This is a genomic window from Mucilaginibacter terrae, assembly GCF_031951985.1.
Taxonomy (GTDB): domain Bacteria; phylum Bacteroidota; class Bacteroidia; order Sphingobacteriales; family Sphingobacteriaceae; genus Mucilaginibacter; species Mucilaginibacter terrae_A.
In genome coordinates, this window is sequence record NZ_JAVLVU010000001.1 from 4,578,335 (window position 1) to 4,598,079 (window position 19,745).

Annotated in this window: 28 protein-coding genes; 16 read left to right on the forward strand and 12 right to left on the reverse strand. The window is 42.9% G+C overall.

The features are described from left to right. The first annotated feature begins 148 nt into the window (after nucleotides 1-148). From QE417_RS19605 to QE417_RS19635, 7 genes are all read left to right on the forward strand, one after another. Nucleotides 149-580, forward strand: a complete 432-nt coding sequence (locus QE417_RS19605; RefSeq protein ID WP_311952681.1) for a hypothetical protein — start codon at nucleotides 149-151, stop codon at nucleotides 578-580. Between the two features lie 177 nt (nucleotides 581-757). After that, the gene (nadC, locus tag QE417_RS19610; protein ID WP_311952684.1) at nucleotides 758-1,606 is read left to right on the forward strand and encodes a carboxylating nicotinate-nucleotide diphosphorylase; all 849 of its coding nucleotides are present in this window, start codon (nucleotides 758-760) and stop codon (nucleotides 1,604-1,606) included. Between the two features lie 32 nt (nucleotides 1,607-1,638). Further along, nucleotides 1,639-2,286 (forward strand): glycerol-3-phosphate 1-O-acyltransferase PlsY, encoded by a 648-nt coding sequence (plsY, locus tag QE417_RS19615; protein WP_311952686.1) that lies wholly within the window; start codon nucleotides 1,639-1,641, stop codon nucleotides 2,284-2,286. Between the two features lie 13 nt (nucleotides 2,287-2,299). Continuing rightward, entirely contained in the window at nucleotides 2,300-3,103 is an 804-nt protein-coding gene (locus tag QE417_RS19620) for a M48 family metallopeptidase (protein ID WP_311952687.1), read from the forward strand. Between the two features lie 170 nt (nucleotides 3,104-3,273). Next, nucleotides 3,274-4,005, forward strand: a complete 732-nt coding sequence (locus tag QE417_RS19625) for a YqjF family protein (protein WP_311952690.1) — start codon at nucleotides 3,274-3,276, stop codon at nucleotides 4,003-4,005. 79 nt (nucleotides 4,006-4,084) lie between these two features. Then, nucleotides 4,085-5,494: a DNA/RNA non-specific endonuclease gene (locus tag QE417_RS19630; protein WP_311952692.1), complete on the forward strand. Its 1,410-nt coding sequence runs from the start codon at nucleotides 4,085-4,087 to the stop codon at nucleotides 5,492-5,494. Between the two features lie 248 nt (nucleotides 5,495-5,742). Beyond that, nucleotides 5,743-6,039: a DUF2147 domain-containing protein gene (locus tag QE417_RS19635; protein WP_376717554.1), complete on the forward strand. Its 297-nt coding sequence runs from the start codon at nucleotides 5,743-5,745 to the stop codon at nucleotides 6,037-6,039. Between the two features lie 14 nt (nucleotides 6,040-6,053). Here QE417_RS19635 and trxA read toward each other — a convergent pair whose 3' ends face one another. Further along, nucleotides 6,054-6,350 (reverse strand): thioredoxin, encoded by a 297-nt coding sequence (gene trxA, locus QE417_RS19640; RefSeq protein ID WP_311952694.1) that lies wholly within the window; start codon nucleotides 6,348-6,350, stop codon nucleotides 6,054-6,056. A gap of 122 nt (nucleotides 6,351-6,472) precedes the next feature. Between trxA and QE417_RS19645 the strand changes: the two genes are divergently transcribed. The 4 genes from QE417_RS19645 (at nucleotide 6,473) to QE417_RS19660 (ending at nucleotide 8,471) form a co-directional block, all read left to right on the forward strand. Next, complete coding sequence (locus tag QE417_RS19645) at nucleotides 6,473-6,808, forward strand: cupin domain-containing protein (protein WP_311952696.1); 336 nt, start codon at nucleotides 6,473-6,475, stop codon at nucleotides 6,806-6,808. Nucleotides 6,809-6,876: 68 nt separating this feature from the next. Beyond that, the gene (locus tag QE417_RS19650; protein WP_311952699.1) at nucleotides 6,877-7,569 is read left to right on the forward strand and encodes a DUF4476 domain-containing protein; all 693 of its coding nucleotides are present in this window, start codon (nucleotides 6,877-6,879) and stop codon (nucleotides 7,567-7,569) included. A 109-nt stretch (nucleotides 7,570-7,678) separates the two neighbouring features. Beyond that, the gene (locus QE417_RS19655) at nucleotides 7,679-7,891 is read left to right on the forward strand and encodes a hypothetical protein (RefSeq protein WP_311952701.1); all 213 of its coding nucleotides are present in this window, start codon (nucleotides 7,679-7,681) and stop codon (nucleotides 7,889-7,891) included. A gap of 61 nt (nucleotides 7,892-7,952) precedes the next feature. Further along, nucleotides 7,953-8,471: a GNAT family N-acetyltransferase gene (locus QE417_RS19660; RefSeq protein WP_311952703.1), complete on the forward strand. Its 519-nt coding sequence runs from the start codon at nucleotides 7,953-7,955 to the stop codon at nucleotides 8,469-8,471. A gap of 62 nt (nucleotides 8,472-8,533) precedes the next feature. Here QE417_RS19660 and QE417_RS19665 read toward each other — a convergent pair whose 3' ends face one another. The 6 genes from QE417_RS19665 to QE417_RS19690 form a co-directional block, all read right to left on the reverse strand. Next, entirely contained in the window at nucleotides 8,534-8,851 is a 318-nt protein-coding gene (locus QE417_RS19665) for a hypothetical protein (RefSeq protein WP_311952706.1), read from the reverse strand. Between the two features lie 6 nt (nucleotides 8,852-8,857). After that, entirely contained in the window at nucleotides 8,858-9,577 is a 720-nt protein-coding gene (locus QE417_RS19670; RefSeq protein WP_311952709.1) for a pirin family protein, read from the reverse strand. Between the two features lie 271 nt (nucleotides 9,578-9,848). Then, nucleotides 9,849-10,058, reverse strand: a complete 210-nt coding sequence (locus QE417_RS19675; RefSeq protein WP_311952712.1) for a hypothetical protein — start codon at nucleotides 10,056-10,058, stop codon at nucleotides 9,849-9,851. Between the two features lie 33 nt (nucleotides 10,059-10,091). Beyond that, on the reverse strand, nucleotides 10,092-10,751 hold the full coding sequence (locus tag QE417_RS19680) for a YdeI/OmpD-associated family protein (RefSeq protein ID WP_311952715.1): 660 nt from the start codon (nucleotides 10,749-10,751) through the stop codon (nucleotides 10,092-10,094). A gap of 9 nt (nucleotides 10,752-10,760) precedes the next feature. Further along, nucleotides 10,761-11,297, reverse strand: a complete 537-nt coding sequence (locus tag QE417_RS19685) for an RNA methyltransferase (protein WP_311952718.1) — start codon at nucleotides 11,295-11,297, stop codon at nucleotides 10,761-10,763. Between the two features lie 134 nt (nucleotides 11,298-11,431). Beyond that, nucleotides 11,432-12,595 carry a galactokinase gene (locus QE417_RS19690; protein WP_311952721.1) on the reverse strand — a complete coding sequence of 388 codons (1,164 nt, stop codon included), beginning with the start codon at nucleotides 12,593-12,595 and terminating at the stop codon, nucleotides 11,432-11,434. A gap of 139 nt (nucleotides 12,596-12,734) precedes the next feature. Between QE417_RS19690 and QE417_RS19695 the strand changes: the two genes are divergently transcribed. Then, complete coding sequence (locus tag QE417_RS19695; protein ID WP_311952723.1) at nucleotides 12,735-13,025, forward strand: YciI family protein; 291 nt, start codon at nucleotides 12,735-12,737, stop codon at nucleotides 13,023-13,025. Between the two features lie 126 nt (nucleotides 13,026-13,151). Here the strand turns inward: QE417_RS19695 and QE417_RS19700 are convergent, their stop codons facing one another. Further along, a complete protein-coding gene (locus QE417_RS19700; RefSeq protein WP_311952727.1) occupies nucleotides 13,152-13,385 on the reverse strand; it encodes a hypothetical protein in 234 nt (77 codons plus the stop codon). 101 nt (nucleotides 13,386-13,486) lie between these two features. Here QE417_RS19700 and QE417_RS19705 point away from each other — a divergent pair, with 101 nt between their 5' ends. Next, the gene (locus QE417_RS19705; RefSeq protein WP_311952731.1) at nucleotides 13,487-13,738 is read left to right on the forward strand and encodes a hypothetical protein; all 252 of its coding nucleotides are present in this window, start codon (nucleotides 13,487-13,489) and stop codon (nucleotides 13,736-13,738) included. A gap of 1 nt (nucleotide 13,739) precedes the next feature. Here QE417_RS19705 and QE417_RS19710 read toward each other — a convergent pair whose 3' ends face one another. Further along, nucleotides 13,740-14,138, reverse strand: coding sequence for a DUF1761 domain-containing protein (locus QE417_RS19710; RefSeq protein ID WP_311952734.1), 399 nt, complete (start codon nucleotides 14,136-14,138; stop codon nucleotides 13,740-13,742). A 382-nt stretch (nucleotides 14,139-14,520) separates the two neighbouring features. On the opposite strand from QE417_RS19710, the gene QE417_RS19715 reads away from it, so the two are divergent. From QE417_RS19715 to QE417_RS19725, 3 genes are all read left to right on the forward strand, one after another. After that, entirely contained in the window at nucleotides 14,521-14,760 is a 240-nt protein-coding gene (locus QE417_RS19715; RefSeq protein ID WP_311952737.1) for a hypothetical protein, read from the forward strand. Nucleotides 14,761-14,775: 15 nt separating this feature from the next. Further along, entirely contained in the window at nucleotides 14,776-15,555 is a 780-nt protein-coding gene (locus QE417_RS19720; RefSeq protein WP_311952739.1) for a DNA-formamidopyrimidine glycosylase family protein, read from the forward strand. Nucleotides 15,556-16,260: 705 nt separating this feature from the next. Further along, nucleotides 16,261-16,800: a CPBP family intramembrane glutamic endopeptidase gene (locus QE417_RS19725; RefSeq protein WP_311952743.1), complete on the forward strand. Its 540-nt coding sequence runs from the start codon at nucleotides 16,261-16,263 to the stop codon at nucleotides 16,798-16,800. Nucleotides 16,801-16,843: 43 nt separating this feature from the next. Here QE417_RS19725 and QE417_RS19730 read toward each other — a convergent pair whose 3' ends face one another. Genes QE417_RS19730 through QE417_RS19740 form a run of 3 tightly spaced genes read right to left on the reverse strand, consistent with a single transcriptional unit; the run spans nucleotide 16,844 to nucleotide 19,735 of the window. Further along, nucleotides 16,844-17,755 (reverse strand): pirin family protein, encoded by a 912-nt coding sequence (locus QE417_RS19730; RefSeq protein WP_311952746.1) that lies wholly within the window; start codon nucleotides 17,753-17,755, stop codon nucleotides 16,844-16,846. 49 nt (nucleotides 17,756-17,804) lie between these two features. Beyond that, nucleotides 17,805-19,226, reverse strand: a complete 1,422-nt coding sequence (locus tag QE417_RS19735) for an SDR family oxidoreductase (protein ID WP_311952749.1) — start codon at nucleotides 19,224-19,226, stop codon at nucleotides 17,805-17,807. Nucleotides 19,227-19,234: 8 nt separating this feature from the next. After that, the gene (locus tag QE417_RS19740; RefSeq protein WP_311952751.1) at nucleotides 19,235-19,735 is read right to left on the reverse strand and encodes a DinB family protein; all 501 of its coding nucleotides are present in this window, start codon (nucleotides 19,733-19,735) and stop codon (nucleotides 19,235-19,237) included. Nucleotides 19,736-19,745 lie beyond the last annotated feature (10 nt).

Below are 19,745 nucleotides of genomic sequence, written 5' to 3' on the forward strand. Positions count from 1 at the left end.
GTGTAAAGTTTACAATAACTTAAATGTTGTCTTGAACCGCAATTTGAAGAATTTATTGAATTGACAGAAATCTTTGCTTTAACAAACAGTTGTAGAATTTGCTGAATACTATAATTGTTTGCAAATTGTAGATAGTTTACAACTCACCATGAAGCGCATTACCTGGCCAGCCTTACTGCAATACATATTGCCGCTAACCTTAACGCTGTTTATGCAGGTAACTGTTAGATGGGTTGTTACTGAAACCGATGGAGGCTACGACAGGTTATGGGGATTTCCCTTTGGATTCATCTCTGGTAATTTAGGTTGTACCGGGTGTTATGAGATTTATATTACAGCTATGTTCTGCGACTTGCTACTTAAATTTACAGTGGCGCTAATCCTATTCAACCTCATTGAAAGATCAGGATTAAAACTTAAAACGCATTGGCTTGGAATTATAATAGGATGCCTGGTGATGTCTTTTTGGGTATTTATGTTTTGCTTATTAACTTTTGATAGCCATTTTAAATGGGTGAATGAAATAAACTACAAGGTGGTTAGCTGGAATTTTTGTTGGGGGTTACATAGTGGATGGTAAGTAAAACCTGATCAAGCAGTCCATCATACTCACAACCGTGTTAGGGATATGACAGAAATTCTGTTAATTCTACAAATTCTTGAAATTCCGGTTCAGACCCCCCAACGTAACAATCAAAATCAAAAAACTAAATCCCCGGTATTTGTTTTACTTTTGAACCCATAAATACCTATTGTTTTGGACAAACAACTTGTTGATGATTTTATAAATCGCGCGTTGGCCGAGGATGTTGGCGACGGCGACCACACTTCGATAGCCACCATACCAGATGGCACGCAGGGTAAAGCCCGTTTATTGGTGAAAGATACCGGCGTATTGGCCGGCGTTGAACTGGCCCAGGAGATATTTTATATTGTAAACCCAGATTTAAAGGTAACCGTGTTTATAAACGATGGTGCCGAAATTAAACCCAAAGACGTAGTGCTGGAGGTGGAGGGCAGTGTACATTGTATTTTACGTGCCGAACGTTTGGTGCTTAACTGCATGCAACGCATGAGCGCTATTGCCACCAAAACCCGCCACATAACCGATTTGCTTAAAGGTACCGATACCAAAGTATTAGACACCCGCAAAACTACTCCGGGCTTCCGTTACCTCGAAAAATGGGCTGTGCAAATAGGCGGGGGCGTGAATCATCGTTTTGGTTTGTATGATATGATCTTGATCAAGGATAATCATGTAGACTATTCGGGCGGCATACGCGAAGCCTTGTATAATACACATGAATACCTGAAAGCTGAAAACAAAAAACTCCCCATTGAAATTGAGGTGCGTAACCTCGACGAACTGGAGCAAGTACTTGAAGTAGGTGGCATTGATCGTATCATGCTCGATAATTTCAGCATACCCGATTTGAGGGAAGCTGTAAATATTGTATCGGGGCGTTACGCTACCGAGGCATCGGGTGGTATTACCGAAGATAACATACGCGATTATGCTGCTTGCGGGGTCGACTATATATCGGTAGGCGCTTTAACCCATTCAGTTAAGAGTTTGGACTTGAGTTTAAAGGCTGTAAAGCAGTAAATATTGAGTCGATTTAGTATTATTGTGGCAAAATGGTAACAGTTTACTCCGTTTTAGTGCTCATACTGGCCTATATGTTTGGCTCTATACCAACCGCGGTATGGATAGGCCAGGCTTTTTACGGAATAGATGTAAGAGAGTACGGTAGCGGCAACGCCGGTGCCACCAATACCTTCAGGGTGTTGGGCAAGCAGGCCGGTATACCGGTTATGCTTATTGATATTTTAAAAGGGTGGACGGCCACCAACCTTGCTTACCTGTTAGGTGTAACGGCCATAGGACATCATGATTCCATAGCATTTATTAACTACCAGTTGGCCTTAGGCATTGCTGCCGTAATGGGGCATTTGTTCCCGGTGTTTGCAGGTTTTAGGGGTGGAAAAGGTGTGGCCACATTGTTTGGAATGGTTTTGGCTATAAACCTGCACGCCGCCTTGCTTTGTGTGTTGGTTTTTATTGTGGTGTTGCTGGTAACCAAATATGTGTCGCTCAGTTCAATTATAGGAGGTTTTACCTATTTGGCAGGAGTAACGGTCATATTTCCGGTGTATATAAAATCGGTCGTTATATACAGTATGTGTATATGTATACTGATACTGGTAACCCATCAAAAAAATATTGAGCGGTTGTTGAAAGGCAAGGAGTCGAAGGTAAACCTTTTTAAAAGTAAAGTAGCTTAAAACAACAACACCTATGAAAATTTCAAAACCTATTTTGGCCATTATTGCGGCCATTGTGTTCTTCTCGTGTTCTACTGTCCCGCTAACCGGGCGTAAACAATTTTTAGCCGTAAACGATTCCGAGATCAACCAGTCGGCCGCGGCCAGTTATCAGCAGTTACTGTCTGATCCTAAAACCAAGGTAATTACCGGTAGTGCCGATGCACAACGCGTAAAACGTGTAGGTAATCAATTAGCGGCTGCCATACAACAGTACCTCAGCCAAAATGGTTACGGCGATCAGTACAAATTCAACTGGGAATTCAACCTCATTCAAAGCAACGAAATTAATGCTTGGTGTATGCCCGGCGGTAAAGTAGCTGTGTATAGCGGCATATTGCCTATTACCCAGGACGATGCCGGTTTGGCAACCGTTATGGGTCACGAAATTGGCCATGCCATTGCCAAGCATTCGGCCGAGCGTATTTCGCAGGAATATGTGGCACAGGGTTTAGGTGCTGCCGTAGGTGTGGCATCAAACACATCAAATTCAGCCGGTTTAAAAATTGTGAATGCCCTGTATGGTACAGGTAGCCAACTGGCGCTATTACATTACAGCCGTTCGCAAGAAACTGAGGCCGACCGCCTGGGCTTAACTTTTATGGCTATGGCAGGCTACAATCCTAACGCAGCTGTTGGTTTCTGGCAACGCATGTCGGCCAAAGCAGGTGGTAATGCTCCACCTGAGTTTTTAAGCACCCACCCTTCGGATGCGTCCCGTATACGCGAGATACAAAACCGCATCCCCGAAGCAATGAAATATTATAAAGGCAAGTAATTGCCACACCCTAACCCTCCCCGTGAGGGAGGGGGCTTTATATTTATTATTGTAAAAGTCCTTCCTATTGGGTAGGACTTTTTTATTTTTTATGTTTTTAATACTCCCTCCTTTGGAAGAAGTGCTTTTTTAAGCCCTCCCTCCCGGGGAGGGTTGGGAGGGGCTACTTTATGTCAATCAAATTCCTAAGTGCCGAATGGCGCAACCTGCTCATGCTTAATTACGAGGTTGACCCGAATGTGCTGAAACCTTACCTGCCCGCCTATACCGAGCTGGACTTATGGGAGGGCAAGGCATTGGTGAGTATGGTTGGGTTTATGTTTATGAATACCAGTGTTATGGGCGTAAAATGGCCGGGACATGTAAACTTTGAAGAGGTTAACCTGCGTTTTTATGTTCGATACTTTAATGGTACCGAATGGAAGCGCGGTGCGGTATTCATTAGCGAAATTGTGCCTAAACGCATTATTCCCATCGTAGCTAATAACCTGTATAACGAACATTACAAAGCCATGCCCATGCGGCATTCGGTTATACCAACGGCCGATGGACGAACTGAATATAATTACGAATGGAAATTGAATGGCCGCTGGAATAAATTGGGCGCCATGGTAAACAATCCCTTTGTACCTATTGAACCCGGCAGCCCCGAAGAGTTTATATTTGAACATTACTGGGGATATAACCTCATCAGTCCAACCACTACATTGGAGTACGCCGTAGAGCATATTCCGTGGGAGGTGGGGTTAGTAAGCAACCCTGTTTTCGATGCTGATATTGCCGCGCTGTACGGCAAGGAGTTTGAACCCTATTTAAGCAAGGAACCACTATCGGCCTTTTTTGCAAAAGGATCTGATGTTGCAGTGCGGGTAGCGCAGCGGATCAAGAAGGCGGCTTTGTGATGAATCAAATTTAGAGAGCACGGCAAACAATCGGCATAAATGATTTCTTATCATTGTGTCCGAATTACTTTTTCTTTTTATGCAGAACCTCGTTAAAGCCTGTTTTATTGCTGCACTTACTTTATTAGTAGCTTGTAACAGTCCAAATAATAATCAACAGCAATCACCCCAATATCCCGGCGAGCAAAAGGTTAAAACTGTCGAAATAGCAGAAGATTTTGAAAGCGTTACCAAGCCCTCATATGCAGCGGCACAAGTTAAACTCAAAAGTGGTTTGTGGTATTTTGAGGACGCATTGATTGCCGGTTCAAACAAAGATGCGAAGGAGGGAAGCCAATCGGTACGTATTAAAGGTAAAGGCTTATTGCGCATGGAGTTTGATTTGGATGGGGCTTCTAAAGTAACCATTAAACAAGCTGCTTATGCCGGTAATAAAACATCAGGCTGGCAGCTTAAAATGTCTGTTGATGGCGGTAAAACTTACACGCAGGTAGGGGCGGGTATGGTAGCCAATAAGGAGGAGTTACAAACGGTGACTTTCATTGTCAATCATAAAGGACCGGTTCGTTTTGAAATAAGTAAAACTTCAGGCGGCAATAACCGCATTAATATTGACGATTTTACGGTGTACAGCTTTAACCCCAGCGCTCCACCCGGCACCTCTACCCAAACAGATACAACTGCTATAACCGATAGTGCCGTTGCAGGCGATAATACCAACCTCCTTTTAGGCAACCCAAGCAATGCCACTACAAGCACAGACAATGCCGATAATTATTTAATGGAGAAGCCTTACTACACCCTCAGCTACAACCACAGCCGGGGTACGCCTAACTGGGTAAGCTGGTATGTGGGCAAAGAGTGGCTTGGTCGTACACGCCGTAGTAATGATTTCAGGTCGGATGAAAGCCTGCCCAAAGATTGGTACCGCGTGCAAAGCTTCAGTTACCAGGGAAGTGGATTTGAGCGCGGTCACAATTGCCCATCGGCCGATAGGGCAAGCTCAACCAAGGCCAACTCTGAAACTTTTTTAATGACCAATATGATACCGCAGGCTCCGGCCAATAATCAGCACACCTGGGGTAACCTCGAAGGCTATGAGCGTATGCTGGTTAACCAGGGCAATGAAGTGTATGTTGTTATGGGAAGTTATGGCATTGGCGGTTATGGTACCAGCGGTTTTCATAAAACTATTGATAAAGGACGGTTAACTGTACCTGCCTACATATGGAAGGTGATTGTAGTATTGCCCAACGGTAACAATGATTTGGCAAGAGTTAATGCAGCTACACGTTTAATTGCCGTAATTACGCCCAACAATAATGGCATAGACCCAAATTGGACAAAATATATTTGCACGGTACGCGATATTGAGAAAGCCACAGGTTATGATCTGCTATCCAAATTACCAAAGCAAATACAGGATGTAATAGAGGCTCGTAAGGACAAAGGTGTATCGGCTGATGATGGCTATATCATGCGCATATAGATTTTAGTTGTACGTAATGTCAAACAAATGTAAACTCCATGCCGTTAATTACTTATATTGTGATAAGTTATTGCTATGGTTAAAAAGTTTGCATCGGTTACTCTATTCTTTTGCCTGCTTTCGGTTACACTGAATGCACATAAAAATGCTGTGGAGCCATGTGATATGATCTGCGGCAAATGGCAATCTGAAAAAAAAAGAATTGTATTGTAGAAGTTAGCCATGAGGGCGATGATTACGTAGCCCGACTGGTTTGGTTTGATGATTCGGATGATCCATCCAAGCCTATGGAAACACGTATTGATTATAATAATCCCGACAAAAAGCTGCGTAACCGCAAGCTGATAGGCATGAGTGTAATGGAAGACCTCGAGTACAAACCCAAAACCAACAGTTGGGAAAACGGCCGTATTTACGACGCGCAAACCGGCAAAAAATGGAATGCAGCAGCCTCGCTCGTTTCAGCTGGAAAATTAAAAGTTACCGGATATTGGCACTTTAAATTTATTGGCCGCAGCATGATTTTTAACCGGGTATCATCATAACACCTCCGCACTATTTACACAAACTGCTCAATTATTTGCTTTAACTGCCCGGCCTGTACTACGCCGCTTTGACGCCATTTATTTTCTCCGTTTTTAAATAAGATTAGGGTAGGTACGCCCTGCACATTGTACGCACTGGCTACCGATGGATTTTTATCCACGTCTATCTTTACAATTTTTACGTTATCGCCCAACTCATCTTTAACCTGTTTTAAAATAGGAGCCATTGCCTTACAAGGCCCGCACCACTCGGCCGAAAAATCAACGAGTACGGGCTGTGGTGTGTTTATAATATCTGAAAACGTTGCCATAATTGTAGATGTTTAGTAATATTAACAGTTTTTGCAATAATACGTTTTGGTGATGATGCTTTTTAGGCAAGCCCGGTTTTAACGCAATGTTTATATTTACAGTTTAAAAAACAAACACCAGCATGGATACATCAATCTTTAAAAAATTTAGCGACATCGAACCCAAACAAATGTCGCCCGGATATATGGCTCAATTAATACACACCGAGGTAAATACCCTAAACTTTTTAGAGGTTGAAGCCGGAGCCGAATCGGCTATACATACGCATCCACACCACCAGTGCGCTTTTGTGCTCGAAGGACAGTTTGAGCTGACCGTGAACGGCGTGCCGCAAATTTTAGATACCAATACCTTCGCCGTAATTCCGCCCAATGTACCTCATGGGGGCCGGGCCATTACCAAATGTAAACTGCTCGATATTTTTAACCCCATACGCGAGGATTTGAGAGCTTTATAACAATTTAAAATAGCTGGTTAAACTTACCGGCTGTTTTGCATTCATACCTAAACACAACCTTAGCACTTATGAAAAAATTATTTCTCTTAGCATCATTCGTTCTCTTAACCCATTTTGTAAAAGCCCAGGGCAATATAGATGCCGAGGTATTTATCGAGTTTAGTGACGAAGGCCGGTATACCGTATCCATCGACGATCAGGCTTTAACCTCATCACGCAGCAGGTTCCGGTTTTTTGAAGTGAGGCCAGGTAATGCGGCTATAAGTGTCAGCAGTGGTAACAAGCAGCTTATAAACAGTACCGTTGCAATTGCACCAGCCAGGCGCAGCATATTTACTTTTTCAAAACGTTTAGGCTTAAAATTGCAGGCGCAAATTCCGCTTTACAATAACGGGCAGTACAGGCTCGATGATTGGGATAACTCAAGTGTGCGCTCAAATCAAGCGCCGTCGTTCCCGCGCAGGCGGATGCCGCAACCTATGGACGAGCAGGCGTTTTCGGCATTGTTAAAAAGTGTAAAAAGTCAGGGCTTTGATAGCGATAAAAAGAACGTTTTTACCGCTGCTATCCGGAATAATGCCCTAACAGTCAGCCAACTTAAAGATGCGCTTAAAGCATTTTCTTTTGATGATGAAAAATTGAAGGCGGCTTTGTTTGCTTACGATTACGTGGTTGATCCCGGTAATTTTTTCCAAGTACGCGAGTTGTTCGTGTTTCAATCTAACAAGGATAAAATAGACCAGTTTTTGCAAAAGCAATAGGCATGTCCATAAGTAATGCTCAGGGAATTGTAATTAATTGACGTTGATATTTGGAGGTAATACATCTTTTTGTCTAACTTAAGTTCACCTTAATAATTTAACTGAAGAGATGAAACAGAACCCAAACACTTCATTGGGCTTTTACAGTGCCGATGGATTTTTTCAACCCTTAAAAGGACTTACCACCAATAACCTCGAGTTTGTTAGCCGCTCGTTATACGAGTTAGAAATGATGCTTGATGAACATGTGCGCTCAGAGCAGTATGAAAAATGTGCTCAAATACGCGATGAAATCATCAGGCGGGCAATAAGTCGTGCATAAATTTTATAAGTGAGGCTTACAGGCGGTATAAAAGTACTTAGTTTTGCAGGCCTCAAATTTTATGATATACCTCAATATTACAAAAGCTACTATAAGCGATGTGCCCGAGGCCGTTGCCCTGGTAAACAGTGCCTATCGTGGCGATTACTCTAAACAAGGCTGGACCAGCGAAAGCCACCTGCTGCAAGGCATACGCATTGACGAAGCTGAAATGGCAGGTTACTTTAACCGCCCCGAAATTACCCTGCTTAAATATGTTGATGATGAAGGCCGGATGATTGGCTTAGTATACCTTGAGCAGGTTACCAACAACCGCCTGTACTTAGGCATGCTTACCGTTGATCCATTGGCTCAAGCCGCAGGTATTGGTCGTAAACTATTGGAAGCAGCCGATGAATACGCCCATATTTTAGGTTGCGAAGCTATTAAAATATCGGTTATTACTACCCGTACCGAACTCATTGCCTGGTACCAACGCCGCGGCTACACCGCCACCGGTGAAACGTATCCTTTAGTAACCGACAAAAGCGTATCTGCTGAACCGGTTACGTTGATGGTGATGGAGAAAGGAATAGAGTAAAGAGTACAGAGTCAAGAATACAGATAGAAATTAACAATTTTTTCCTCTCTGTATTCTTGACTCTATATTCTTGATTCTCCAGCCAGTGCTTGATAAATCTCCGCACTTAGCAAGCCGCTACCTCCGCCGTAGTGCTGTATAATTTTGGTATGGGGGCGATGGGCAGTAAAGTAGGCCCGCAGGTTTTCTTCCGATTCGGGTTCGATGCCGCTGCATAGCATGATGAGGTCAAATACTTCATGGTCAAAAGCCTGTACGGCATCTTTGTCGGTTACGGCACCAGCACCCTCCCACTCAGCATTATTATTAATGAGGCGTACTACGGTTTGCAGTATGTCTTCATTGCGGCCTATGGCCAGTATTTTAACCTTATCGCTCATGGTGTTTTAAAATATCATGGGTACTTCCATCAGTAAAAATTCGGCATCGGTATCGGCTGTTATGCTTATACTGTCAACACCCCAAATGCCAAAGCCATCGCGGGTATTTAACTGCTGGCAGTTAATACTTACGTCTCCCTTTAATACAAAAGCGTATACACCATTGTTTTTGCCGCCTTTAATAGCATAATCGGTACTTACGCCTTTATCAAATTTACCCATGTGAAACCATGCATTTTGATAGATCCATATACCTGCATCATCTTTATTAGGTGATAATACTTGTTGCAAGCGGTTATGGCGGTCTTCCAAATTCAGCGTCAATTGGTCATACCTTGGTTCTACGTTTTTTTGATTAGGATAGATCCATATTTGCAAAAACTTAACCGCCTGGTTTTCGTGGGCGTTTTGCTCACTATGGTATATACCGGTACCGGCACTCATAGCCTGTATATCCCCCTCACGAATAATGGCGGTATTGCCCATACTGTCCTTGTGCTCCAGATCGCCTTCCAGCGGAATAGAGATGATCTCCATATTATCGTGCGGGTGACGACCAAAGCCCATGCCGCCGCTTACCACATCATCATTTAAAACGCGCAATGCGCCAAAATTCATAGCATTAGGGTTATAATAACCGCCAAAGCTAAAAGTGTGATGACTATTTAACCAGCCATGATTAGCATGGCCACGTTCATTTGCTTTATGTAATACAGTGTTTGACATTGTTGTTGTGATTTGATAAACAAAGATACCCCGTGGGTACTGTCGCGCACTTAATGTAGGTTAAGTTTTTTGGTGAGTGGTTGAATATGAGTGGTGAAGGGTTGGAAAGGAGGGATAGCGGCAGAATAAAACTCCTTGTCATTTCGAACGATAGAGAGAAATCTTATGCTCCTTATAAGCTCATCACGCGTATAAGATTCCTCCTTGAGTCGGAATGTCAGGGCGGGACAAAGTTATAACAACAACTTAATAACCTAATTACTAATCCCCACTAATAAATACTTCCACCAACGGTCGAAATTTTACTTTTAACTTCAGTGTAGCTTTCCTTAACAGTTACGTACGATTCTTTATCGCCGATAACGTAAACGTGCACTTCTTCGTGTGGGGTGTTGTAAACCACTACCGAAGTAATGTTGCTAACGTTGATGAGTACAGGGCGGTCGTTTTTATCGGTTAATTCTACAAATGGAATAATCATAATTCAGCAAGTTTTAGATGGTTGCCAATATAATTATTTATCTGATGGGTTTTTCTTGCCGTTCAGGAGTTTGTCAACCATTTTGGCCAGCCGTTCGGTACGGGTTTTTTCCTGTTTGGCTGTTACTATCCACAGCACGTATTCCTTACGGTTGCTGTACGATAGTTTATCGTAATTGGTGAGTGCCAGCGGGTGCTGTTGTAAGGCAGCTTCGGCATCAGGAGGGAGGGTAACGGTTTTGTTTACCACATCAACCCAGGCGGAGTATTGGTTATTTTCCAATTCGGCATTGCGGGTGTCGGATAGTTTGGTTCGCTCCTGCGGACGAAAACGCAACGCAGTCCACGTAGCATCAATGGCGGCAGCGGCTACAGCGTTCAAGCCATATTTAGTTGGTTCTTCCCAACTACTCATCATTTCCAGGTCGGTTGCAATGCCCGAGCTTTTCTTTGGATAGATGATCCATAAAACGGTATCAGGCTTTAATACCGGCTGAATATGCTTGAGCGATGTTGCCAGTTCGGCACTGTTGAGCACAAATAATTGGATGCCAGAGAAGTCGCCTTTTGCCTCGTGACTTGTTTTTAGTCCATTCGGCAGCGGGTCGAGAACCGAAAGGTAAGCATTGGGCGCGTTGAACAGCAGCCAGTGCTGACCCGGTTTCATCAAAAGTTTTTTGGCTATGGCGTTCATTAGCCTAAGTTAGCTCGATAATTTCATCTTGGCAAAAAAATCCCACAACACAATACCGGCCGATACCACAATATTGAACGAGTGCTTGGTGCCAAATTGAGGGATCTCCAAACAGGTATCAATTTTAGCCATTACCTCATCACTAACGCCATTTACCTCATTGCCAAAAATGAGGGCATACTTTTGATGGGCCTGAGGCTTAAACTCATTCAGCATAACGCTGTTTTCGGCCTGTTCAACCGCTACTATGATATAGCCTAAATTACGCAATTCATCAACGGCTTCCACCGCATCAGCATGGTAACTCCAGTCAACCGACTGCGTGGCACCCAAGGCTGTTTTCTCGATCTCGCGGTGCGGTGGCTGCGCTGTTATACCGCACAAGCAAACATGCTCAACCGCAAACCCATCCCCTGTACGGAAAATCGACCCAACATTATGCATACTGCGCACACTATCCAGCACAATTACTACGGGCAATTTCTCCTGCTCCTTAAACTCTTCTACCGATACCCGGTTCAGTTCATCTAACTTTAGTTTGCGCATGTGGCAAAATTGCTATAAAATAAAAAGAGACACAAGGCTATTCGTGTCTCTTTTTATTTTATTTGGATGGAGACACAAGTATTGTGTCTCTACGGTATGTAAGGGAACTCAACTACTCACCATTCAACCACTCACTACTCACCAACAAGCTCATGCACCCCATTGCTAATGTTGGTAGCGTAAACAGAAGGTGCATAACCTATTTTGGCGGTGTAATATTCGATCAGGTTTTTGCGGTATTCTTCAAAGGCCTCTGCATTTACAATGGCAATGGCACAACCGCCAAAACCGGCACCGGTCATACGCGCGCCAATTACATTATTGTCGGTTTTGCTATATTCAACGGCAGTATCCAGTTCAACGCCACTTACCTCATAATCGTGTTGCAAAGAGTGGTGCGATGCATACATCAGGCGACCAAACTCGGCTAAATCATGGCTGGCTAATGCCTTGGCAGCCAGTTTAACGCGGTCGTTCTCTTCAATTACGTGGCGGGCGCGTTTAAGTACAGTGGCATCGGTAATTAAGTGCTTGTACTTGGCAAAAGTATCAGCATCAATATCGCACAGGTAGCTAATCTTGAGTTCCTGCTGCAGGGCTTTCAGGGCTTGCTGGCACTCTTCAACACGCTCGTTGTATTTGCTTTCGGCCAGTTTACGTGGTTTGTTGGTGTTTATAACGGCCAGTACATTGTTGCCTAAGTGCGCATCAACGGCCTGGTACTCTAAAGTATCGCAATTTAGCATCAGGGCTTTATCAGCCTCACCAAAGGCTACTGCAAACTGGTCCATTATACCGCTGCTCAAACCAATAAAGTTGTTTTCAACCGATTTTGCCATTTTCACCAGTTCCAGCTTGCTGTAACCGGTTTTAAAATACTGGTTAAACGCAAAGGCCGTAGCAATTTCAATTGAAGCCGATGATGACAGGCCCGAACCAATGGGCACGTTGCCAAAGTACAGTACATCAAGTCCCTTTACCTGCTTACCATCAATTACAAAATGGTGCAGCACACCCAGCGGGTAGTTATACCAATCGCGGCCGGTTTTTTCGTAAGAGGTTTGTACGCCAATATCGTAGGTCTCCTCAAAGTTTACACTCCTGAAACGGAATACATTGTCTTCGTTTGGGGCCAGCAACATCCAGGTGCCAAAGTTAATGGCGCAAGGCATTACCAGGCCACCGTTATAATCTATATGTTCGCCAATAAGGTTAACACGGCCGGGGCAAAAATAGCTCTCTAATGCCTGCTGGTTAAACGCCGATTCGAATTGTTGTTTGAGTTGGTCTAAAGTCATGGTGAGGCAAAATTAAAAAAGCTAAGCACATTTGCCGCTTTATTTTGGTGGTTTTTAATGCTTAGTTATTAGGTTTACAGCCAAATAGCCAATAAAATCGATTGTGTGTACTTTTTACACACGAAAAATAATTTCGTTTATGAAGCAATATGTGATTACAGCCCATGATTTTACCGATGCAGAGGCCCTGCAACGCCGCATAAATATGCGCCCTGCACACCTCGAAGGCGTAAAAATTTTAAAGTCCAATAATAATTATGTTGTAGGCGGAGCCATTTTAAATGATGCCGAACAAATGATAGGCTCGGTAATGATCGTGCAGTTTGAAACCGATGAACAAATGCAAAAATGGATGAATAACGATCCCTATGTAACCGGAAAGGTTTGGGATAAGATTGATGTGAAGCCGTTCAGGCAAGCGGTAATTTGATGTGCAGATTAGTAGATGTGCAAATGTGCACATGAATTAACAAGGTACAGGTGCGTAAATGTGCAGATGTATATAAGATAATTTTTATCATTTGCACATCTGCACATCCTCGCATCTGCATATTTTTTAGCTCCAGCCGGTACCTTTTTTGGCGTTACCGTTTTTGATGTGTTCTTCGGCGGTAGCTTTGCTCATAATGGCAGCCATTTTGTTGCCGTCGGCATCTTTACCAGTTGCTATATAGCGACCCGATTTTACGTCGATAACCGGATCGACCATTGGTACGTTTTTAGTTTTCGTCTTAACCGAATAAGCAGTGATTGCTCCCGCATCTGCTTTTGTATCTTTTCCTTTTGCCATAACAGTTTATTGTTTAAGTTTTATGCTAAACTAACAGTGCTGGTAATTGTTTTGTACATGGGCTAAAATGTGTGAAAAAAACTTACTTAAAAGCACTATTAATGGAGTTAAGAAAGGAATTGCTGAAGATCTTGAATAAAATATATGCACCTGAAACCATGGTGGAAATGCCTTTTAAGCGCTATGATCTGGCCTTTAAAACAGACCAGGCCGGCAGGCCTGTACTATTATTTATGGGTACAAAAGATGAAAAAGGAAATATTAAGGGCGAGCGTTTTGCACGTACACTAAAGTATGATGCAGCTGGCATCGTAATTAAAGATCACTGGGAAAATAAAGGGTCTGCAACCTAAGCTATTGCCACGCACCTAAAATAGCACCCATAATTATAAGAGATATAAAGCTGTAGCAGCCATTAATTAAAATCAGTTTCCAGCCCTTTAATTCAAACAGGCTGTGAATGGCTATGGCACTGAATGTAAGTAGCCCGGCATGGAAACCAATACCCGCACCCCATGCAGCATTGCCATGATTAACAAATAATGCCAATACAAAAGCCATAATTAAAAACAGGATGAACGTTGATCCGAAAATTTTGGCCTTGTTGCCTTTAGCAACCTCATCGTTAGTAAGGCCGGCACCTTTTAGCCAGGCATTGGCAAATAAAAGAGGGGAGTACCATACTGCACCCAGTAAAAAGCCCGAAAGCGCGGCAACAACTATGGCCGGATAGTTTAAGGTTGAGGCATCCATTGCGTTAAAATTTATGGATTAAATTATATAAGTTAATTATACTGATTTTTTGAAGCGCAAACAAAGCTTTTTTAAAAATACGCCGATTTTATAAGCTGGTTTACAATAACTTAATAATGCATTTTGCAGAGGAGGAGATTGTTAAATTGTGGATAAAGTTTACCTGCTAACTAAATTTTATAATACTACAAGTTAATAAAATTGCCTTTAGGGGTCTTAAATTCTGTTTTTTAGTGTGTATATCATGCATTTTTAACAGCAAGGTTAAATGTGGATAACTTACTGTAAATCTGTTCATAAAGTGTGGAAAGTAATTTACCCTAAAATGCTGATGTGGCTTCAATATTGCTGATTTTCAGGTAAATAAACTAATATATAATATATGAATGCATTTTATGAAAGGCTATCGCACTTTGCAGAGCTTGTAAAAGATGCGAGCAAGCAGGAAAGACACAACTACGCCAATTACTTTAAGGTACAACACCCTCCGCATCCGGTGGTAAGTTCAACGCGTAGCTTAATGCCAAAATTGGTGTTTGAAGAAAACTGTCCAACCGAGTTAAGGCTAAAAATCAGGTACATGCTTAAAAAGTCGTTTAACCGTATACGTAACAAGGAATAGTTACTACTTTTAAGCATGCCCGAATTACCAGATCTGCAAGCTTTCAGCCATAACCTTACCAAGGTTTTAAAAGGTCGCAAGCTGCTTAAACTTAATGTTGTTCAGTCGAAAAAACTGAATGTGAGTGCCGATGAACTTGTACTGGCCCTGCAAGGGCAGGTGCTTAATAAGGTTGTGCGCGAAGGAAAAACATTGCAACTTAAATTCAGCAATAATCAAACACTGGGGCTGCATTTGATGCTACACGGAGCTCTGCGCTGGTTTGATAGTGAGAACACGCACAAGTTTACCATACTCGAACTTTATTTTGATGGTGATAAAAGCTTGGCACTAACCGATTTTCAAAAGGCGGCCACCCCAACGCTCAACCCCAAAAAGGCCGATGCGCCCGATGCTTTGGATAAGGAGGTAGACGAAAAGTTCTGGAAACAGAAGTTTGTCAAAAGCAAAAAGCCGGTAAAAGCCATTCTAATGGATCAAAAAGTGGTTCGCGGGATAGGTAATGCTTATGCTGATGAGATATTTTACGATGCAGGCTTGTCGCCATTTTCCATTGCTTCAAAAATTCCTGATGATGAAATTAAAGTATTATCCAAATCAATAAGGAAAGTACTGGAGGATGCCGAAAAACAGATATTTAAAGTTGAGCCCGATATTATTAATGGTGAGGTGCGCGACTTTTTTAACGTTCATCGCCCTAAACAAAAGACTACTCCCAGGGGCGAAACCATATTGCAGGAAGAGCTTTCATCGCGCAAAACATATTATGTAAAAGATCAAAAACTGTTTGATTAATAAATTTGAATTTTCGGGGCTTAAAATTAAATGCTAAATAATGATATTGTTACTAAAAGTTAAGTTTTAATGTCAAAATAATAAAAAATAAAAAACTTTGATAAAATATTTGCAAGATATTGAGACTTGCTTTATATTTGTATCAACAAAGAGAAAATAAATATCCTGTAGGATGGTGAAATTTGGCAGACACACCTCCTTGTCGCGGTGGCGGAGAGTTTGGGAAACCTTAGCAATAAGATAACTACTCCGTGAAGGTTCGACTCCTTCTCCTACAGCTCTTCTCATAATTTAGGTTTATAATTGGTTAGTAAAAGTCCCCTGCCCATCAGGGGGCTTTGCTGTTTTATAGGGGTTTGTAAATGTATATACATATATTGTGTCTTAAACTATATGTCGCAGGCAGCCGTTTCAAAATACTTCCAAAAATCTTCATCTTTTAAAGTAAATCGCAGTTCACTGTTTGTATTTGTTTTTGCAGCGTTTATAGCGTGGGAAATAAATATTATCGGGCAAATGGTATTTCCTTCTCATCACCTCATTTTTTTCCTCACCCGCATAACTATCAATTTTATATGTGATTTTGCTTTGTTATACGTAAGCTACACTTTGTTAAAACGAAATAATATTCCTTTTTCAGCTTTAGGTTTGTGTTTGTCGAAAAGCACTGCAATAAATGTTTTAGCGGGAATATTAATTGGTGTGATGACTGTTTTATCAACAGCATGTATACTTCAGCTTTTAGTGCCTTATCATTTTGAATACAGGTTACTAAGTGGACCGAGGGTTTTAAGCGAGGCCTTTTCCTATTTACCCGGAGCTTTTTTGGAGGAACTAATCTTCAGGGGATTTTTGTTAGTTGTTTTTAGTCAACTGTTAGGTTGGCGCTTAAGCCTGTTAATTATAGCTTTACCATTTGGGTTATTCCATTTGCAAGGGGGAAATGGCGGGTATAGTATTGTGATAAGTACTACCATGTGCTCTTTTATATTCGGCCTCTCGTTTATACTCACACGCTCCATGTGGACTTCCATAGCTTCTCATGCTACGGCAAATATATTTTTGCACGTGATTACCGGGTTAGATGGTGCAGGTACATCTGTTTACAAACCCGTTTTTGAGCAAGCCTGGCCCAAACAATATGATGCCGGGTTATTATGTATGGTAGCCGGGGCAATTATAGTTACTGCTTTGCTGTATATACTTACCCTGAAAAAAATTAATTCTGTTAATCTGAACGCTTAAACAAGGGTAGATTAATAATCAGGACTTAAACATAATATCTTCTTCACGACAATGGCTCGGGCCTTGGCGGTCCGGCCGGGCGCCCGTAATCCTGAGGCAGCGGAATAAATTCATGATTATCATTAGGCGGTAGTATGATGCGGCCCTGTTTCCAATCCTCTTTAGCCTGCTCAATGCGCTCCTTACGAGACGATACAAAGTTCCACCATATGTAGCGCTCCCCCAAAGGCTCGCCACCCAAAATCATCAAGGAGGTGTGCTCTTTGGCCACAATAAGTGGGTCCATTTCTTTGGTAAATACCAGCATATGACCACTGGAGTAGGTATGGCCCGATATTTCGATGCGGCCTTTAACAATGTACAGTGCGCGTTCAGTATGTTCCTGGGGTAGGGCAAAAGGAGTGTGGGGCTGTAACACTACGTGCAGGTAAAACAGCGGGGAGTTGGTTTTTACATGGTTACTTAAGCCGTAAGCATTACCGGCTATAAGGCGCATCCATACGCCTTTGTCGGTAAATACGGGTAGCTGGTTAACCGTATAATTATTGAAAGCAGGGTTGGTTTCTTCGTCCTTTTCGGGGAGGGCAACCCAGGTTTGTATCATTTCAAGGCCGCCGTTTAAGGCCGATGGGTCTTCAAACCTTTCAGAGTGAGCTATGCCTTTACCGGCCGTCATCCAGTTAACCTCACCGGGGCGGATGATCTGCTCAACGCCCAAACTATCGCGGTGGGTTACTTGTCCGCCAAATAAGTAGCTCACGGTTGACAGGCCAATATGCGGATGCGGCAGCACGTCCATGTCTGACGGTTGTGCCGGTATGTTGGCAATAGGCCCTGCATGATCCATAAAAACAAACGGACCAACCATACGGCGCAGCCTGAATGGCAGTATGCGTTTAACCTCAATGGCCTCGCTTATGGCTGCTTTGCGGGCTTCTATTACAATGTCGAGCATAAAATGAACAGAATTTTGGTTGCTTAAAGATACTTATCTGTAAGCAAATTTATCCGGCAATTTTATTTAGCATGCCCTTAAAAATAAAATAGTGAAACGGCAGCATCGACACCCAATACAACCTGCCCCACAAACCCAATGGACGAAACGTTGCGGTTTGCTTGACGCAATTGTCATTATCTATCTTAAACTCCAACCAGGCCTCGCCGGGCAGCTTCATTTCGGCATACAGCAGCAAACGTTTTTCTTCTTTGTTAGAATAAATTACCCGCCAAAAATCTAAAGTATCGCCGGGCGAAAGGTCGGCCGGGTTTCTTCGGCCCCGGCGCAAGCCAACACCGCCAAAAAGCTTGTCGAAAAACCCCCTGAAACCCCATAGCCAGTTGGCGTAGTACCAACCGTTTTTACCACCAATGGCAAAAATGCGTTCTAATGCCTTAATCGGGTCTTTAGCTTTTTGTGATTGTTTATCGGTAAATATGCCAAACTGCGGAACCTCAATATGCTTGGATAGCCCTTTTTCAAAAACATTGGTAGACACGGTATCGTACCAGGTAGAGATTACCATATTTTGCTCAATCTTATCAAAGGCAATTTTAATAGCTTCCTTGTACGGAATAAGGCCAACGTGCAGCCTTTCGGGCAGTTCGTTCTTTTTGCCAATTACGTCAACCTTCATACTTTCTACCAGGTTTTTGGCCAGCGAGTAGGAGGTAGAGGTAACAAAATATAACCAGTAGGATGACAAGCGCGGTGTCATGATGGGTACGGTAAATATGCGCCGCTTTAGCTTGCGCACCTCGGCAAATTGCAGCAGCATTTGCTTGTAAGTGAGTGTGTCGGGGCCGTAAATATCAAAATGTTTGCCGTAAGTAAACTCCTGGTGCAGTACGCCGGCCAGCATTTCGACCACGTTACGGATAGATATAGGCTGGCATTTAGTGTTGAGCCATTTGGGGGCAACCATTACCGGCAATTTCTCCACCAAATCGCGTATAATTTCGAACGATGCACTGCCCGAACCCACAATAATCCCCGCTCTTAAAGCCGTAACCGGAACCCTGCTTTTGCGCAACTCATCTTCGACCGCCTTGCGCGAAGACAGGTGTTTGGACAGCTGTTCTTCGTTGGTTATACCGCCCAGATATATTATTTGCTTAGCCTGGGTGGTGTTTATGTATCCTACAAAATTTTGCGCCGATTCTTTTTCGGTATTACTAAAATCCCCGCCGCTCATGCTCATAGAATGTACCAGGTAATAGGCAGCATCAATATCTTTTGGGATATTATCGAGCGTGTCTTTTCTGGTTAAATCTCCCTCAACGGCAGATATTTTACCAGATTTGTAGGGCTTTAGGTCAAAACGGTTTTTGTCTCTAACCATACAAACTACCTCGTAGCCATTTTCTATAAGCACGGGCAATAACCTCCTACCAATATAACCCGTGGCACCGGTGAGTAATATCTTCATGGTATTTTTTAAAAATTACGGTCATCGGCCGATGGGCCGTATATACAGGGTACGGGTATATCATTCAACCGCAGGTATACGGTGAGTTGCCCTCGGTGATGGATCATGTGGTTAATTGTCGACTCAATACTCTTTCGCTTGGTAGTAGTGAACATGACCTGTCCGTTAGCCTTAAGGTCGAATTTAAATTCAAGTTCACCGTTTTCTACACCTACCAACGCTTTGCGTGCGCCTTTTACGTTTTCCTCAAAGTGCGCCACCAGTTCTTCTGTGCCCGAGGGCTTTAAATGCTCAAACGTGGCGTAATCAATGTAATCGTATTTGATCATATGCGTAATCCACAGCGGAATTTCGGCTATTAGCAGCGCCAGGTAACCCAGCTCCATTGATTTGGGATGCGGTTTCCAGTCAAAGAGTTCAACCGGTACACGCTCGAGACATTTACGTGTTGAGTGCGTTTCGGCTTCTAATTCAGTAACAAAGGCTTGTGCAAATGTTATATCGTTCATTACAGATATT